The organism is Paludibacterium denitrificans (genome assembly GCF_009707705.1).
In the GTDB taxonomy this organism is placed as follows: domain Bacteria; phylum Pseudomonadota; class Gammaproteobacteria; order Burkholderiales; family Chromobacteriaceae; genus Paludibacterium_A; species Paludibacterium_A denitrificans.
The window spans coordinates 2,467,302-2,483,251 of record NZ_WLYX01000001.1; the positions used below are offsets into that span (position 1 = coordinate 2,467,302).

The following is a 15,950-nucleotide window of genomic DNA, read 5'->3' on the forward strand; positions in this document are numbered from 1 at the left end:
TTCACGCGAAGCGCCCTCTTTGCTGAATGGTTAATTACCTGTCTTCACGTTTGCTGCGTGAATCCTGCTATTCCCGTTTTTACCTGTGGTTTTATCTGTCCTGCGTCTTTATTTCCTGCGTGAGCTATAACGACAAGGAACACATGTCGCTGTGCTAGGTTTTGTCTGATTTTCGCGTTCTTCTTTGCTGTAAAAAATATTTTATATTGTCCAACAACAAAAAATGTTTTTGTATACAATAGGCAATAAGTCGGGGTGTCATCCAGACGTAAATAGAGATAGGGGAGTAAGTCATGCAATTTCAGGTGTTAGCCCATTCCCAGTCGGCTCTGCGAGATGCTGTTACGGCGGCGTACCGTCGTGATGAACGGGAATGTGTTCAGGCGTTGTTGCCGCAAGCTGCGATGAGTGATGAGCAGGTCAAGGTTGTGCAGGATATGGCTCGTCGTCTGGTGACGCAGGTTCGTCGCCAGCGGACACGCTCTAGTGGTGTTGATGCCCTGATGCATGAGTTCACTCTCTCCAGCCGGGAAGGTATTGCGTTGATGTGCTTGGCGGAGGCTTTGTTGCGGATTCCTGACCGGGAAACGGCAGACAAGCTGATTCGCGACAAGATTGCTCGTGGTGACTGGCGTGCGCACTTGGGCAATAGCGCTTCGTTGTTTGTCAACGCGGCGGCGTGGGGCTTGCTGGTGACGGGCAAGTTGGTATCGTCCCATAGCGAACAAGGTTTGTCGGCAGCTATGACCCGGCTGATTGCCAAAGGTGGCGAGCCACTGATCCGCAAGGGTGTGGATATGGCCATGCGGATGTTGGGCAAGCAGTTTGTGACCGGGGAAACGATCGAGGAGGCGCTGGTTAACGGCCGCGAGCGTGAGTCGCGCGGTTATCGTTTCTCCTATGACATGTTGGGCGAAGCGGCGATGACCGAGGAAGATGCCCAACGCTATATGCGCGATTATGTGATGGCGATTCATGCCATTGGTAAAGAATCGGCAGGCCGCGGTGTGTACGAAGGCCCCGGCATTTCGGTGAAGTTGTCGGCAATTCATCCGCGTTATAGCCGTAGTCAGCATGAACGGGCGATGACGGAATTGCTCGCGCGCCTGAAAGAATTGTTGCTGTTGGCCAAACAGTACGATATTGGTCTGAATATTGACGCGGAAGAAGCCGACCGTATGGAGCTGTCGCTGGACTTGCTGGAAGCGGTGGCTTTTGACCCGGATCTGGCTGGCTGGAACGGTATTGGCCTGGTGGTGCAGGCTTACCAGAAGCGTTGTCCCTATATTATTGATTATCTGATTGATCTGGCTCGTCGCAGCGGTCATCGCTTCATGGTGCGCTTGGTGAAAGGCGCCTATTGGGATGCGGAGATCAAGCGTGCTCAGGTCGATGGTTTGCCGGGCTATCCGGTCTATACCCGCAAGGTGTATACCGATGTGTCCTATATCGCGTGTGCCAAGAAGTTGCTGGCGGCGCAGGATGCCATTTTCCCGCAATTTGCTGGCCATAACGCTTATACCGTGTCGGCCATTTATGAGCTGGGCAAAGGCAAGGATTTTGAGTTCCAGTGCTTGCATGGCATGGGCGAGACGCTGTTTGATCAGGTTGTCGGCCCGCAAAATCTGGGCCGTGCTGCTCGGATTTATGCTCCGGTTGGTTCGCATGAAACCTTGTTGGCGTATCTGGTGCGGCGCCTATTGGAGAACGGTGCCAACTCTTCGTTTGTGAACCGTATTGTTGATGAATCGGTGTCGATTGATGAACTGGTGGCCAACCCGGTGCAGGAAGCAGCGCAGTATGCCGGTGAGCCTCATCGCAAAATTCCGTTGCCGATCAATCTGTACGGTTCGCAACGCCGCAATTCCAAAGGACTGGATCTTTCCAGTGAACATGTGCTGGGCGAGCTGCAACAGGGGTTGACCGAGTCTGAACAGACGAGCTGGCGTGCCTTCCCGATGCTGGGTGATGGCGATGTGACTGAAGGCATGGCACTGGATGTGCGCAATCCGGCAAATCACGCGGACGTGGTGGGGCAAGTGTTGGAAGCGACGCCTAGCTGATGTCGAGCGTGCGTTGACGTTGGCCGAAAGCGCTTATCCGCAATGGTCAAATACGCCGGTGGACACGCGTGCGGCATGCCCGGAACGCATGGCGGATTTGATGGACCAGCACATGCCGGTGCTGATGGGGCTGGCGGTGCGCGAAGCCGGTAAAACGTTGAGCAATGCCATTGCCGAAGTGCGTGAAGCGGCTGATTTCTGCCGTTATTACGCTGGTCAGATTCGTGAGAATTTCAGCCAGGCTAACCCACCGGCGCTAGGCCCGGTGGTTACCATCAGCCCATGGAACTTCCCGCTGGCCATCTTTATTGGTGAAATGAGCGCCTCGCTGGCGGCCGGGAATACCGTGCTGGCCAAGCGGAGCAGACCTGCCTGATCGCCGCTTATGCTGTCCGGCTGATGCACGAAGCGGGTGTGCCGCGTGGCGCCCTGCAATTGCTGCCGGGCCGTGGCGAGGTGGTGGGCGCGGCATTGACGCGCGATCCACGCGTCAAAGGCGTGATTTTTACCGGTTCCACCGAAGTGGCCCAGATCATCAACCGGACCTTGGCCGATCGCCGCGAGGATGTGCCTTTGATTGCCGAAACCGGTGGTCAGAATGCCATGATCGTTGATAGCTCCGCTCTGGCCGAGCAGGTGGTGGTGGACGTACTGGCGTCGGCCTTTGATTCCGCGGGACAGCGTTGTTCTGCGCTACGGGTGCTCTACCTGCAAAACGATGTTGCCGATCGCATGATCACCATGATCAAAGGCGCGATGGCTGAACTGAAGGTGGGTAATCCGGCCTTGCTGACGACGGATGTCGGCCCGGTGATTGATGCCGACGCTCAGGCCGGGCTGCTGGCACACATTGAGAAAATGAAATCCAAAGCCCGCGCCTGCTACCAGACGCCACTGTCGGCTGATTGCGAGCAGGGTACGTTTGTGCCGCCGACGTTGTTTGAAATTGACAACCTCAATGATCTGACGCGTGAAGTGTTTGGTCCGGTATTGCATGTGCTGCGCTTTGACGCCAATCAGCTGGATCGGGTTGTCGACGAGATCAACCGCACCGGCTATGGGCTGACCCATGGTATCCACAGCCGTATCGATGAAACCATTGACGCGATTGTGGACAAGATCAAAGCAGGCAACATCTACGTTAACCGCAACATCGTGGGCGCCGTGGTAGGGGTACAACCGTTTGGCGGGGAAGGCAAATCCGGTACCGGGCCGAAAGCCGGTGGTCCGTTCTATCTGTATCGCTTGACTCAGGCCGATGGCTGGATGCCCAAGCTGGCCACGGAACCGGTTTCGGCCAACCTTGCAGGGCTGGATGCGTTGGCGAACGCCGCCTCGGCGCTGGGCGCTGGTCCGCGCGTCAGTGCGCTGCTTGATCAGGCGCGCCGCGAGACTCCGTTGTTGCATCGCGCGCGCTTGCCGGGGCCAACAGGGGAAAACAACAGTCTGTTCTTTGCCCCGCGTGGCAAGGTTGGTTGCCTGGCAGCCTCAATGGATGGTCGGCTGGAGCAACTGGTTGCCGTGCTGGCTACCGGCAATCAGGCGGTATTGGCCGATGACGATATTGGCAGCAAAATTGCTTAGCCAACTGGTTGGCCATGTCCAGCTGGCTGCCGATGTGTTGCAAGCGGAATTGAGTGCCGTCTTGTTTGATGGCACGGATGCCGATGCGCAGGCAGCTCGTGCCACTCTGGCGGCCCGTGATGGTGCCTTGGTTCCGTTAGTGTTGAAAGGACAAAGCGGGTACAACCTGCATCGTCTGGTTGTAGAGCGCGCGGTAAGCGTGAATACGACGGCGGCAGGCGGTAACGCCAGTTTGATGAGCATTGGTGACTGAGATTGAACAGGTATCGGCCGGGTGTCGGGCAGGTTGGCAAGGCTTTAATCGCCAATCCTGCTGGTGACCTGCCGATACCGACTCGATCATCGGTATACTGATGGGGCTTGTCATGAGCTGGCAGCATTGGAATAATGCCGCCAGCGTTTACTGCACCACAAAAAAACGCAGCACAAGAACTGTTCTGCCACAAGCCGGATAGTACAAACCTGTCAAATAGAGGAAACGAGATGCAATTCAACAAGCTGACGACACTTTCGATCGCCGTAGCTGCTGCAGTGGCCTTGTCCGCCTGTGGCAAAAAAGAAGAGGCTGCTTCCGGTAGCCAGGCTTCTGGCGCGGCTCAAGCGAGCAGCGGCGATACCATCAAGATTGGTTTTGCTGCGCCGATGACCGGCCCGCAAGCGCACTACGGTGAAGAGTACAAGAACGGTGTGACGCTGGCGATTGAAGATGCCAACGCCTCCAAGCCGACCATTGATGGCAAGCCGGTCAAATTTGAACTGGTGGCCGAAGACGATCAGGCTGACCCGAAAACTGCCACGCAACTGGCACAAAAGCTGGTAGACCAGAAAGTTAACGGCGTAATCGGCCACTTTAACTCTGGTACTTCCATCCCGGCTTCCAAGATTTATTCCGACGCAGGCTTGCCGATGATCGCCATGGCAACCTCGCCGGTATTTACCGCTCAAGGCTTCAAGAACACCTTCCGCTCCATGACGTCCGATACCCAGCAAGGTTCGGTGATGGGCAAGTTCGTGGTGGAAAAACTGAAAGCCAAGAACATTGTAATTGTGGATGACCGTACCGCTTACGGTCAGGGCCCTGGCTGATGAATTCGAGAAGGCGGTGAAAGCCGCCGGTGGCAAGATTGCCAAGCGCGAGTTCACCAACGACAAGGCTACCGATTTTGCCGCGATTCTGACCTCGATCAAGGGTGTGAACCCGGACGTGATCTTCTACGGTGGCGCCGACGCCCAGTCTGCCCCGATGGCCAAGCAGATGAAGCGCCTTGGCATTAACGCTCCGCTGGTTTCGGGCGAAATGACCAAGACCCCGAACTTCCTGCAACTGGCTGGCAAGGAAGCCGATGGTTCCATCGCTTCGCTGGCTGGCTTGCCGCTGGACCAGATGCCTAAAGGCAAAGACTACGAGGCGCGTTACAAGGCCCGTTTCAAATCTGACGTAGCCACCTACTCGCCGTATGGTTATGATGCGACCGGCGCGATGATCCAGGCCATGAAAGATGCCAAGTCTGCCGATCCGAAGGTGTATCTGCCGGTGTTGGCCAAGATCAAGTACTCGGGCGTCACCTCGTCCAACTGGTCCTACGATGACAAGGGTGACCTGAAGGATGGCGGCATTACCGTGTACAAGGTGGTTGGCGGCAAATGGACTGTAATGGAAACCATTGGCGGCGGAGCCAAATCTGCCCAGTAATCTGCTGGCCAGAATGATGTAATGCAAACGGCGCAGGTTTTCTGCGCCGTTTCTGTTTTGTAGGGAGAAATCATGTCTGACTGTACGCTTGATGATTTGATCCGGCGTTTGCCCAAGGCCGAGTTGCATTTGCATATCGAGGGCACGCTGGAGCCGGAAATGATGCTGGCGTTGGCGCAGCGTAATGGCGTTACGTTGCCTTATCCTTCGGTGGAGGCGATTCGCGCGGCGTATGCGTTTACCAATTTGCAGTCGTTTCTCGACCTGTATTATGCCGGTGCGGGCATGTTGCAGACGCAACAGGATTTCTTCGATCTGACCGGGCCTATCTGGAAAAGGCGCATGCCGATAATGTGGTGCATGTTGAAATCTTCTTCGACCCGCAAACCCATACGGATCGTGGCGTGCCCTTCGAACATGTGCTTTTGGGCATCCGTGCGGCGCTGGAGCAGGCGGCGCAGCAGTGGGGCATAAGTTTCCGCCTGATCATGAGCTTTTTGCGCCATCTGTCGGAAGAGGCTTTGCCGTGCTGGAGATGGCCATGCCGCATTTGTCGCTGATTGACGGCGTTGGGCTGGATTCCAGCGAAGTGGGGCATCCGCCGTCCAAGTTCCAGCGTCTGTTTGCCCGCTGCAAGGACTTGGGGCTGGCCCGCGTGGCGCATGCTGGCGAGGAGGGGCCGCTTATGTCTGGGAGGCGCTGGACTTGCTGGAGGTATCGCGCATTGATCACGGTGTGCGCAGCCCTGGAAGATGCGCAACTGGTGCAAAGGTTGGCCGAAAACCAGATACCGCTGACAGTCTGCCCGCTTTCCAATGTGCGCCTGAAGGTGTTCGAGCGCATGGAACAGCATAATCTGCGATCCTTGCTGCAAGCTGGCCTGCTGGCCATGGTGAATTCCGATGATCCCGCCTACTTTGGTGGTTACCTGAATGCCAATTTGCTGGCGTGCCGCCGGGCGCTGCAGCTGACGTTGGCCGAAGTCGTGCAACTGGTCAAGAACAGCATCGTGGCCAGCTGGTTGTCGCCGTTGGATCAGGAGCACTGGTTGCAGGAAATCGACCGCGTGGTGGCGGCGTGGCAACCTGAACAGGTTTGACATATGGACTGATGAGTTCTGACAGGGTTGGCCGAAATGGTGGTTCGGCCAACCCTGTCGCCATTTTTAGCAGAGCAAGGTTTGGCTATGACCAATGAAGTTCCTTCTCCGTGTGTGCAGCGTTGTCAGCTGGATGAGGCGGGGGCGATGTGTACCGGCTGCCAGCGCACGCTGGCGGAGATCAGCGGCTGGTCGTCATTCGACGCCGTGCAAAAGCGAGCGGTGTGGGATCGCCTGCTGGCCTTGCCGCGTACGGTGCAAGACAAAATCTGTCAGCAGTGTGGTGCGGCGTTTGTCTGCGGTAGCGGTGGTCAGCAGGGCCAGTGCTGGTGTGCCGATTTGCCGCATGTTGTGCCGTTGGGCGAGGAGGGCAGGGATTGTTTGTGCCCCGCTTGTCTGCGCGACCATTTGTTGCGTTGCGATAAAGAGTGCAACTCGGGTTGCTGAGGGGCGCATAGCGCTGGCCGTGGTATGAGATTGTATTGATGTATTTCCCATCCTATAGTGAAAACGCATGCCGATTTGCTGGTGTGTTTGATTTCTGAATTTATTATTTTCATAAGATGATGTCGTCGCGGTTTTCTTGATTCGATTTCTGTTCGGGGCCCACCATGCAACCGTCCTTGGCACCAGTCTTATCCCTGCGGCCGTTGGTTTTCACCGTGACGCTGCTGGCACTGCCCGGTGCTAGCGTTTTAGCGGCGGAGACGCCGTTAAAGAAACTGCGCAAGGAAGTGGCAGTTTTGCAGCAGCAAAGTCATGAGCAGGCAGCGTTGATCCGTGAGCTGCAACAGAAACTCGCGGCCCTGACGGCAAGTCCGGCGACAGAGCCCGGCCGTTTCACCGGGCAGACTGGCTCCATCGCCTTGGCCACCATACCGGGCCATACCGCGTTACCGTCGTCCTCTCCGGTGCCATCCCCCAGTTTGCCGGTGGTGTCGGAAATTCCCAAAAGCGTCAGCGACATTTATCAGGAAGCGAGCGGCTTTGATTCCAGCAGCACGTTCTCGCTCGAGCCCGGCTTCACCTATAGCCATTACGATACGCGTGAGCTGCGACTGAACGGTTTTCTGGCGCTGGATTCCATTTTTCTGGGCAGCATCAATCTGGACCGGTTGCGCAGTGACAGTATGACCTTTGATCTGACTGGCCGTTACTCGCCATCGCCGCGCTGGCAATTTGATGTCAATCTGCCTTTTATCGCACGTGATGCTACGTATTTCTCCGGCGGGGCGGGGGGATCGTCCTCCACGGTGTCGCAATCCTCGGTCAACCAGGGGACCGAAGCTGGGGGATGTCAGCTTTGGCGTGGGATACAAGCTGGTACAGGAAGACATGGATTGGCCGGATATCGTTTGGAGCCTGCATGCCAAGGCGCCAACCGGTAGCAATCCTTATGGCATCAAATTGATCCCGTCGGCGGGCAACGATAACCTGTCCGTTCCCGAGCGTCTGCCCACCGGAAACGGTGTCTGGGCGTATTCCACCGGGCTGTCGTTTGTCAAAACCGTTGATCCGGCCGTGCTGTTTGCCAGCGTTGGCTACACCCACTATGCTTAAGCAAGCATTTCAACGACATCAGTGCACAGCAGGATGTGGTGCAAGTAAGCAGTGTCAAACTGGGCGACAGCTTGTCGTTTGGTGCCGGGTTTGCCTTTGCGCTCAACGACCGCTTGAGCCCGGGAATGTCCTATTCGCAACAGATGGCACGCAAGTCGCAAACCAAGAGTGATGGCGGCGCATGGAATGACGTACCCGGCAGCGATGCCAATGCGGCGACGCTGAATGTTGGGCTGACCTATGCGTTGAACAAACGGTTGTCCATCATTCCCAATCTGGCGGTAGGGTTGACGCCCGATACGGCCAACTATGCGTTCTCCATCAAGTTTCCTTACCGGTTCTGATGGAGGCAGGGCATGAGCATGACTAAGCAGCTTCTGGCCATCGGCAGCGGCATGTCGCCGTTATTGAGCGTGCTTGGCCGCCATGGCTGGCAGGTTCACCATGTCAGCGATGTGCGGCAACTGGCCATGCACAAGGGTGTGCGGGAAGCAACTGTTGGCTTGATCTGGGTGGACGATAAGGTCATGCGCCAGCTGGATACCTTGCGCAAGACGGCCGGATTGTTTGATCTGGAATGGGTGCTGCTGGTTGATCGTGCCCTGCTGGCTCAACCGCTGATCAAACATTTCATCAATGACGTGTGCTATGACTTTCACTGTTTGCCCATCCAGCCCACCCGGCTGGAAGTGACGCTGGGGCGGTTGCACGGCAAAACGCTGTTGCATCGCCAGACCCAGCATGGTGATGAAGACGAGGCCGGACTCGAGTTGGTGGGGGAACATCCTTCCATGCGACAGCTGCGGCAGGATATTCGTCGTCTGGCGCGGATCGATATGAATGTGCTGATTTCCGGCGAGAGTGGTACTGGTAAAGAGCTGGTGGCCCGCGCCATTCATCAGTGTTCCCGCCGTGCCAAGGCGCCTTTCTCGGCGGTTAATTGTGGTGGCTTGCCACTGGCGCTGGTGCAGTCAGAATTGTTCGGCTACGAACGTGGCGCATTTACCGGCGCCACCGAACGACGCATCGGCCGGATTGAAGCGGCCAAGGGCGGCACCCTGTTTCTGGATGAAATCGGCGACATGCCGATTGAAGCCCGAGTTAACCTGCTGCGCTTTTTGCAAGAAGGCACGATTGATCGGCTGGGCAGCAGCCGCTCGCTGGAGGTGGATGTGCGGGTGGTGTCGGCCACGCATGTGGATTTGTCGCGGGCGGTGCGGGAGGGACGGTTCCGCGAAGACTTGTTTTACCGCTTGAATGTGTGCTGCCTGAACATCCCGCCGCTGCGGCAACGGCGTTCGGATATCCCGATCCTGGCGGCCCATTTTCTGGGTTCCCCGGCCAAACGCATGGAGCTGCCCGGTAAACGCTTTTCCAGTGAAGCGATGTGCGTGATGGTGGGCTATGCCTGGCCGGGCAATGTGCGGGAAATGGTCAATCGCATCAGTCAGGGCTTGGCTATGTCCCGTGGTCGCATCATCCATGCGGCGGACATGGGGTTGGCCGAAAACTTGCGGACCAGTACCCTGATGACGCTGGAGGAGGCGCGTGCACAGGCCGAACAGGACGCCTTGGCGCTGGCGCTCAAGCTGTTTGGCAATAACAGCTCGGAAGCCGCGCGGCGGTTGGGCGTGTCGCGCGCCACCTTTTATCGCCTGCTGCAGAAGTACCAGATGGCAGAGCCAACCCTGTCCGCCGCCAATCCCACACCGCCCGAATCGCGGGTTGAGAAGGAAGACGCGCTCTCGTCATGAGCCTGTGTCGGGCCGGAGCCGCCTCGGTTTAGCGCCCGGGGATGCCTATCATTAAATGGTGCAGGCTATTGAACAGCTGATTGCCACTGAGGCGATTGGCGGGACTGAGGGAAACCTGAATGCGCAGGGAGTTTTCTACTGCCACATTGCTGCCTTGCACATTGGAAAACTGTGTCAGCTGCCCTTGTCCGATCGATTGCCCGGCATAACCCGCCGCGCCTTTCTGGATTACCACCTGCAAGGATTTTCCATCGCCGGTGGTTGGCCGAACTCTGGCTGACCGGTTGCCAGTTAGTGCCCAGCGCCAGTGGTGCGGCCCCGGCATTATCGATTTCCACCGTCGCGCTATTGTGTGATTGATTATTCGTGCCCGCCAGTTGGTTGACTTGTACCACCCCTTGCACGGAAGCCAGCCCCGGCGTTGTGGGCAGCGACGACGGGTTACCGGCGGTTTTGCCGTCCAGCGTATAGTTGCTGACACGGACTTGCCCGTTATCCCGACCGGTCAGTTGGGTGGCAACGCCACTCAGGGTGCCATCCGCATCGCGCCAGATGGTGGTCATCTGGATGCCGAAATTGACGATTTTACCCGCATCGACATATCGCCCGCGCAGACCATCCAGAACTGTGTCATCCACATACGCCAAGGCGGCGTAGCCGGGAGCACTCAGCCCCAGCAGCAGGCACGATACGGATATCCAGCCCATCCGGTTGGTTTTCATGGCGTGCATCCTTGTGTGGGAATCGCAGTCAGGTCGTGCAGGTTGGCCGAAGCTTTGATCGGACCGTCATCCAGAAAGCCGTGGTCAGAAAAAATCGCTATGCAAGAAGCCGTATTCAACCAGTTCGGCCAACTCTACCGGCTGCATGCTGTTGACGGCGGAACGGGCTGACAGAATCGCCGGTATGCGGCGCAGCGGAGTGTTCGGCCGATAGCCTGGCCCGGCAACGGCCAGTAACACGCCGTTCCATTGCCGTTTGAATTCGTCCATGCGCAGGCTGCGGTTCCCTAGCGCCGGGTCAGCGATGAATACGCTGTCTTTGGTGGCGAGTTTCAGTACGACAAAATGCTTATAGCCGTTGACATCCAGCATGATGATGACCGGAATCCGCAGCGACGGCAGTTTTTCCACTCCCGTCACAAAACCGCTGGCCCGCAGCTGCAGGCTGTTCACGTAGCGTTTCATGTCCAGCATGGAAAACCCCTGCTTGCGCACCTGTTCGGCATTGGCACCGTTGAACATGCCAACGATGACATCGTTTTCGGTGATCGGGCGCGCAAACGCATAGCGCAACAACGTGGCAAGAGCCGCCGCGCCACAGCTATAGTCGGTTTTCTGCTCGACGACATACTGAAAACGGATTTCCCGTAGGCTGGTGAGCCGTTTGCTGGGTTCGCCGTCACCGGTAAATGCCGGAATCGCCAGTTCGGCGGCATGCAGCGTGGTAGAGATGCCAAGCAGGAGCAGCAAGAAAGTACAGAATCGGTTCATCAGCATTGTCAGCCGTGGCGATGCCTGACACCGCCACGGCCACTCCTTTCGCGTGTGGAGTTATTTGCCAGAGGCCGAGGCGATCGACAGGGTGTTGATCTGTTGATTACCCAGCCCTGCCGCGTTGTTGACGCCGACATTACCCGTGACATTCTTGACCGAGTCACTGAGCGACGCCGATACATTCAACGGCAGAGAAGACGTGACGACGGTGTTCTGGTTGAGTTGCACGCCACCGGTCGAGGCGCTGGCTAGCAGCGCCGAGCTGGCATTGGCCAACGCCACATCATTTTTCTGCTGGTTGCCCGCACCAGCGGCATTGTTGACGCCGACATTACCGTTTACATCCTTGATGGAGCCTTTGACCGAGGCGGTCATGTCATTTGACGTGCCGCGATACGGCTCTTCAAAGTTGAAGGTGTTGTCGTTATTGAGTTGCTCAAAGTTGGTAGCCGCTTTGGCAACGCTGTTCTTGTTGCCAGTGGAACTGATGGCAACGTTGTTGGCCTGCTGGTTGAAGAAACCCGAGGCGTTGTTGACGGCACGTTGCCATCAACATGGGCCACGCTATTGCGCAACGCCGCTTTCGACGGGTCGGTAACATTCAGCTTGTTATTCAGGTTTTTCTGAATATCGTTGACGCTGGCGTTGGCCAAGGCATCTGCCTGAGGGTCAAACACCTCGTCAACCACCAATACTTCGGCATAGGCCGAGAGATTGACATTGGACGTGGTGTTGTCATAGCCGTTGGAAATCGTGTTGCTGATTTGGGTCGACGAGTTGTTGACCGGCGGCTGGTGTGTGGGGCTGGTGTTATCGGCATGTGCAATGCCATAAGCGCCCAGAATGGATACCAGTACCAGAGTGTTGTGCAGCTTAGCCATGATTATTCTCCTTACATATAAAAAAGACCGGACACCGCCTCGGGGTGGAACGGTGGCGGCCAACAGCCCTTACGGGCGAACAACACGGATAGCCGTGGCGTTGACCGCCTGATTCAGGTTGCTTACTATCTGATTAAGCTGGATGACGCCGCGACTGCCTTGAAAGGCGCTGTCACTGATGACGGTTTGCTGCTCTTGGCCGCTGTTTGCGGATGTCTCATTTCGGACGGCGTGGCCGGTAGCGGCGGACTGCAACACACTATCCTGCGAGGCGATGGCGCCTGCCTAATGTAAGCCGAGTGGCCACCGATGGCTAGGCTCAAGCTATTGGCCGATTGGTTGGCTTGCCCGGCGCTCTGGTTGATGCCGATCAGCCCGACGTTGTTGCGCAGTGAATCCGGCGCAATGATGGCAGAATCGCTACCGGCATGGGGTGAGCCTGACGCGCTCAACCGCTGCTGTGCCGCCGTATTGGCGTGGGCGGTGTCCGTGCTGATGACCAGATTGCGCAGGTTGGCCTGTTGATTGCCATCGCCCGCCGCTTGGTTGATCGAGAGCACGCCGCTATTGCCACTGCCACTTTGTTCCAGAGTTGCCGGGTGTCGGCGTGTGCAGTCATGATCAGGCTCAGCAGTCCGGGCAGACAGCAGCGAGTCAATGATGTCAGGTGTCTCATGGCCGCGCTCCTTAGTGACCCAATCCAGGATTCTGGCTGAGGGGCGAGAGCGCTTGCTGGATCGAGGACGCCAGTCCGCCGGTGCCATTTCCCGCGCCGCTTCCAGTGAGCGGTGCACTGATGCTCGCCCCTGTTAGCAGCGGGGCATTGACCATGGCGGTTGCGCCGACTGATGACGTCTGGAAGCGTTCCGTGTTGCCAACGGTCAACGACATGGTGTGGTCGTCCGCCAAGCGGGCGGGGACGTTAGTGCTTGTGGTGGCCGGGGTTACGTCATGGGCCGGTGACACATTGACCCGGCTGGCGTTCGTGCTGGGATGCGCTTCGGTGCGGTAGGCGGAACGCTCCGGTACGCGCCGCATGATTACGATGTCGGCATCGTGGGTATCGCCAGAAATGTCGGCTGCGCTGGCAATGGGGGCCGTCGTGGCGGATGACAATAAACCCAACAAGGCCATGTAGAAATTCATTGCGTGTCTCCTGCGGCATACCGCTGATAGGCCGCTTAACGCAGCTTGCATGCCAACAGTGACAAAACCTTGCAGGATAAGGCGCCGGGATTTTCAGGCAGTGAACGACGAAGGGATTTGTGTTTCAGGGCTGAGACACAATGACGGAATCAGACTCGGTGGACAGTGTTACGGCAGGAAAATTCAGCGATGAGGTGGAGGAGAGTTCCGGTTTGTCTGACACATAACCGAAGCCAAAGAAGTTTGGCTGTATCAACAATGAGACGCGGGCAGCATGATTGCCATGGCTGGGGCCTCTCTCTTTCGGCCAACCCTCAGCCAGTGTTTGTGTTGTGTTTTAAGTTTGCCGCGCGAGCAGGGGGGCTAGATGCTTGCACTCGCAATGGCGAGCTATTGGTGTAGCCGCCGTTGTTGCCTTACTTCATTTGCAGCAAAGCAGCGGTAGCCAGAAAATCATTGCCAAAGCGACGGACCAGACGTTCCAGCGCCGGATCAAAGCGTGCCCATTGTTGCTGCAACAGTTGTAATGCGCCCTGATCGCTGTCTGCTGACAAGCCAAGAGCTTCATATATCGCTTGGGGCTGGACGTGAAAATAGGCGGGGTAACCATCCAGTCGGCCATTGACCAAAATATTCCCGGTACGGTCCAGGGCGGGCAGCCAGCAATGTCAGCATGTCATTCTCCATCGGCAAAGAGCTGGCAGCCTAGGGCATCGTGCCGCTTTGTACAAGCACTCAAGCGAGCGCTCGGGCCAAAAAAGCAGTGACATAAAAAGCCATGCTGTCAGTTATTCCGGCAATTATCTTTGATTCTTCGCGTGGAATGCTTGGAGATGTTGAACGTTTTTGGCATTTTGTTGGTCATATGTGGAGTTGACGGATGCTGCCTTGAAGTGTCCGGGATGTGTAAGGTCATAAATCATTTGCTTTTATCGCCGCAGGCATTAGGCGATAATGCGGGCCTGCCAAGAAAGAAGCTGATACTCAAGCAATGAAGAGCGTAGATGATTTTCGCCTGCGACTAGGTTCGCAGGAACTGGTGCCTATCATCGTGGGTGGCATGGGGGTAGACATCTCAACGTCGGCCTTGTCGCTGGAAGCGGCGCGTCTGGGTGGCATTGGCCATATTTCAGATGCCATGGTGCCGACGGTGACGGATCGTCGTTTCAATACCAAGTACGTCAAGAACAAGCTGCAGCAGTACAAATTCAACGTAGAGAATTCTGACAAGTCGGTGGTGAAATTCGACTTGGGACTGTTGGCCGAAGCAACAGCTCTCCATGTGGGTAAAACCATGGAAGCCAAGCGCGGCCCGGGCATGATCTTCATCAACTGCATGGAAAAGTTGACGATGAACAGCCCCAAGGAAACCCTGCGGGTACGCCTGAAGGCCGCGCTGGACGCCGGCATTGATGGCATTACGCTGGCAGCTGGTTTGCATCTGGGGTCATTTGCCCTGATGGAAGATCATCCGCGCTTTCGCGATGCCAAGCTGGGTATCATCGTGTCATCACTGCGAGCCTTGCAGCTGTTCCTGAAAAAAAGCGCTCGCACCGGTCGTCTGCCCGATTATGTCGTGGTCGAGGGGCCGCTGGCGGGTGGTCACCTCGGCTTCGGCATGGACTGGGCCCAATACGATCTGGCCACCATCATGGCGGAAATCCGTGCCTGGTTGCAGGCCGAACAGCTGGATATTCCACTGGTAGCCGCTGGTGGCGTGTTTACCGGTAGTGATGCGGTCGGCTTCCGGAAATGGGTGCAAGTGCCGTGCAGGTGGCTACCCGCTTCACCGTGACGCGAGAATGTGGTCTGCCGGAAAATGTGCAGCAGGAATACTTCAAAGCCAGTGAAGACGATATCGAAGTCAACCAGATCTCGCCGACCGGTTATCCGATGCGCATGCTGAAGAACAGCCCGGCGATCGGTAATGGCATTCGCCCCAATTGCGAAGCATATGGCTATCTGCTGGATGCCTCGGGCAGCTGTCAGTACATTGAAGCCTACAACCGCGAAGTGGCCGCTCATCCGGGCGAGCGTCGCGTCAAGGTCTGGGACAAAACCTGCCTGTGTACCCACATGCGTAACTTCGATTGTTGGACTTGCGGTCAATTTACCTACCGGTTGAAAGACACAACAAACCGTAAAGCAGACGGTAGTTATCAGCAGCTGACGGCGGAACATGTGTTCCACGACTATCAATACAGTACCGATAACAAAATCGCGCTGCCTGCAATGGCCGAATAATGGCTTGAGCGTGCCGGTTGCCGGGTAGTAGCCCAAACCAGCACCTCTGTCAGTGGCTCACTAAAAACACCGGCTAACTACCGGTGTTTTTGCTTTGGTATCTCTGATTCCTGAAAACAGTTACTGCACTATCACGTTGGCCGAAAATGGCCATACCTAATGTGCCCAGAAATGCAAATAGATGCTTATGATTAACGCATAATCCTTTGTATTCATGACATTAAGATGGTCTTGATTTTGGTGTTTCTATAGACCGTTTGAATTAAATGATGTTTTTCGCTCGGTGGTTTTCCCGCTTCCGACAACTTTGGTCGCTTTGTTATTACTGACCTTTACTTAGCCAATTTCCCTGAACTGATTATTTCTGTTAAGCCTCATTCTTTTATCGGTTTTATCGAATATGGCTATGCTCTTATACGTTTGCGATTAA

The 15,950-nt window shown here is 56.4% G+C and carries 15 protein-coding genes and 4 pseudogenes; 11 read left to right on the forward strand and 8 right to left on the reverse strand.

Annotation, left to right across the window (positions count from 1 at the left end; genetic code table 11):
* The first annotated feature begins 293 nt into the window (after nt 1–293).
* The 9 genes and pseudogenes from putA (at nt 294) to GKE73_RS15985 (ending at nt 9,753) form a co-directional block, all read left to right on the forward strand.
* Nucleotides 294–3,900: pseudogene (putA, locus tag GKE73_RS15945) on the forward strand (trifunctional transcriptional regulator/proline dehydrogenase/L-glutamate gamma-semialdehyde dehydrogenase).
* A gap of 230 nt (nt 3,901–4,130) precedes the next feature.
* Nucleotides 4,131–5,340 (forward strand): annotated as a pseudogene (locus GKE73_RS15955) (branched-chain amino acid ABC transporter substrate-binding protein).
* Between the two features lie 162 nt (nt 5,341–5,502).
* A pseudogene (locus tag GKE73_RS23985) lies at nt 5,503–5,900 on the forward strand (adenosine deaminase family protein).
* A complete protein-coding gene (locus tag GKE73_RS23990; RefSeq protein WP_280955229.1) occupies nt 5,876–6,439 on the forward strand; it encodes an adenosine deaminase family protein in 564 nt (187 codons plus the stop codon). Before GKE73_RS23985 ends, GKE73_RS23990 begins: the two are co-directional and overlap by 25 nt.
* A gap of 87 nt (nt 6,440–6,526) precedes the next feature.
* On the forward strand, nt 6,527–6,886 hold the full coding sequence (locus tag GKE73_RS15965; RefSeq protein ID WP_230370713.1) for a cysteine-rich CWC family protein: 360 nt from the start codon (nt 6,527–6,529) through the stop codon (nt 6,884–6,886).
* A 215-nt stretch (nt 6,887–7,101) separates the two neighbouring features.
* Complete coding sequence (locus tag GKE73_RS15970) at nt 7,102–7,827, forward strand: hypothetical protein (RefSeq protein WP_230370714.1); 726 nt, start codon at nt 7,102–7,104, stop codon at nt 7,825–7,827.
* On the forward strand, nt 7,775–7,999 hold the full coding sequence (locus GKE73_RS15975; protein WP_230370715.1) for a hypothetical protein: 225 nt from the start codon (nt 7,775–7,777) through the stop codon (nt 7,997–7,999). The genes GKE73_RS15970 and GKE73_RS15975 overlap by 53 nt, the downstream gene beginning before the upstream one ends.
* Before the next feature lie 38 nt (nt 8,000–8,037).
* Nucleotides 8,038–8,343, forward strand: a complete 306-nt coding sequence (locus GKE73_RS15980) for a hypothetical protein (protein WP_230370716.1) — start codon at nt 8,038–8,040, stop codon at nt 8,341–8,343.
* Nucleotides 8,344–8,355: 12 nt separating this feature from the next.
* The gene (locus tag GKE73_RS15985; RefSeq protein WP_230370717.1) at nt 8,356–9,753 is read left to right on the forward strand and encodes a sigma-54 dependent transcriptional regulator; all 1,398 of its coding nucleotides are present in this window, start codon (nt 8,356–8,358) and stop codon (nt 9,751–9,753) included.
* A 65-nt stretch (nt 9,754–9,818) separates the two neighbouring features.
* Here GKE73_RS15985 and GKE73_RS15990 read toward each other — a convergent pair whose 3' ends face one another.
* The 8 genes and pseudogenes from GKE73_RS15990 to GKE73_RS16025 form a co-directional block, all read right to left on the reverse strand.
* Nucleotides 9,819–10,475 (reverse strand): hypothetical protein, encoded by a 657-nt coding sequence (locus GKE73_RS15990; RefSeq protein WP_230370718.1) that lies wholly within the window; start codon nt 10,473–10,475, stop codon nt 9,819–9,821.
* A gap of 84 nt (nt 10,476–10,559) precedes the next feature.
* Complete coding sequence (locus GKE73_RS15995) at nt 10,560–11,252, reverse strand: C39 family peptidase (RefSeq protein ID WP_230370719.1); 693 nt, start codon at nt 11,250–11,252, stop codon at nt 10,560–10,562.
* Nucleotides 11,253–11,306: 54 nt separating this feature from the next.
* Nucleotides 11,307–11,738, reverse strand: a complete 432-nt coding sequence (locus GKE73_RS16000) for a FapB/FapC family functional amyloid domain-containing protein (protein ID WP_512698929.1) — start codon at nt 11,736–11,738, stop codon at nt 11,307–11,309.
* Nucleotides 11,621–12,130: a hypothetical protein gene (locus GKE73_RS16005; protein ID WP_230370721.1), complete on the reverse strand. Its 510-nt coding sequence runs from the start codon at nt 12,128–12,130 to the stop codon at nt 11,621–11,623. The genes GKE73_RS16000 and GKE73_RS16005 overlap by 118 nt, the downstream gene beginning before the upstream one ends.
* 69 nt (nt 12,131–12,199) lie before the next feature.
* Nucleotides 12,200–12,388, reverse strand: coding sequence for a FapB/FapC family functional amyloid domain-containing protein (locus GKE73_RS16010; RefSeq protein WP_512698906.1), 189 nt, complete (start codon nt 12,386–12,388; stop codon nt 12,200–12,202).
* A gap of 101 nt (nt 12,389–12,489) precedes the next feature.
* Nucleotides 12,490–12,894: pseudogene (locus GKE73_RS27040) on the reverse strand (FapB/FapC family functional amyloid domain-containing protein); the annotation flags it as partial.
* Entirely contained in the window at nt 12,818–13,276 is a 459-nt protein-coding gene (locus GKE73_RS16020; RefSeq protein ID WP_230370724.1) for a FapA family amyloid fibril periplasmic chaperone, read from the reverse strand. The pseudogene GKE73_RS27040 and the gene GKE73_RS16020, both read right to left, overlap by 77 nt.
* 416 nt (nt 13,277–13,692) lie before the next feature.
* A complete protein-coding gene (locus GKE73_RS16025; RefSeq protein ID WP_230370725.1) occupies nt 13,693–13,830 on the reverse strand; it encodes a hypothetical protein in 138 nt (45 codons plus the stop codon).
* Between the two features lie 485 nt (nt 13,831–14,315).
* Between GKE73_RS16025 and GKE73_RS25005 the strand changes: the two genes are divergently transcribed.
* Both GKE73_RS25005 and GKE73_RS24000 read left to right on the forward strand, forming a co-directional pair.
* A complete protein-coding gene (locus tag GKE73_RS25005; protein WP_312854487.1) occupies nt 14,316–15,071 on the forward strand; it encodes a nitronate monooxygenase in 756 nt (251 codons plus the stop codon).
* Nucleotides 15,044–15,520, forward strand: coding sequence for a hypothetical protein (locus GKE73_RS24000; protein ID WP_312854488.1), 477 nt, complete (start codon nt 15,044–15,046; stop codon nt 15,518–15,520). The genes GKE73_RS25005 and GKE73_RS24000 overlap by 28 nt, the downstream gene beginning before the upstream one ends.
* The last annotated feature ends 430 nt before the right edge of the window (nt 15,521–15,950 follow it).

Bases quoted from the DNA above. Each gene is read 5' to 3' on its own strand.
- GKE73_RS23990 (WP_280955229.1), top strand. From the start codon at position 5,876: ATGGCCATGCCGCATTTGTCGCTGATTGACGGCGTTGGGCTGGATTCC.
- GKE73_RS15965 (WP_230370713.1), top strand. From the start codon at position 6,527: ATGACCAATGAAGTTCCTTCTCCGTGTGTGCAGCGTTGTCAGCTGGAT.
- GKE73_RS15975 (WP_230370715.1), top strand. From the start codon at position 7,775: ATGGATTGGCCGGATATCGTTTGGAGCCTGCATGCCAAGGCGCCAACC.
- GKE73_RS15985 (WP_230370717.1), top strand. From the start codon at position 8,356: ATGAGCATGACTAAGCAGCTTCTGGCCATCGGCAGCGGCATGTCGCCG.
- GKE73_RS15990 (WP_230370718.1), bottom strand. From the start codon at position 10,475: ATGAAAACCAACCGGATGGGCTGGATATCCGTATCGTGCCTGCTGCTG.
- GKE73_RS15995 (WP_230370719.1), bottom strand. From the start codon at position 11,252: ATGCTGATGAACCGATTCTGTACTTTCTTGCTGCTCCTGCTTGGCATC.
- GKE73_RS16005 (WP_230370721.1), bottom strand. From the start codon at position 12,130: ATGGCTAAGCTGCACAACACTCTGGTACTGGTATCCATTCTGGGCGCT.
- GKE73_RS16020 (WP_230370724.1), bottom strand. From the start codon at position 13,276: ATGAATTTCTACATGGCCTTGTTGGGTTTATTGTCATCCGCCACGACG.